1 pseudogene is annotated in these 274 nt (G+C 28.8%); it reads left to right on the top strand.

The features are described 5' to 3' along the window. Positions 1-165: 165 nt before the first annotated feature. A pseudogene (locus SB660_RS20450) lies at positions 166-274 on the top strand (CNNM domain-containing protein); the annotation flags it as partial.

The following is a 274-nucleotide window of genomic DNA, read 5'->3' as shown; positions in this document are numbered from 1 at the left end:
CTCCATACGGAAAAAGATGATTATTTACATCATTCAGAGTTGATTTTAGGTTCTTTTGAACTTATAATGTTATATATATACTGTTTTTTGTTTATTCAGAAAAAACGGGTTATAAAAATAAATATTTATATCGGAGGTGTACGCCTTACTAGGTAAGGCAAATCATTGACAACCATTAACCTTATAATCTTTACTATTTTAATTGTCTTAACAGCATTTTTTGTTGCGACTGAATTTGCGATAGTAAAGATCAGGTCATCAAAAATTGACCAAC

It is taken from the genome of Bacillus sp. SIMBA_005 (assembly GCF_046535585.1).
Lineage (GTDB): Bacteria > Bacillota > Bacilli > Bacillales > Bacillaceae > Bacillus > Bacillus pumilus.
The sequence above is the reverse complement of the archived record's forward strand: the minus strand, read 5'-3'. Positions and strand labels throughout refer to the sequence as shown.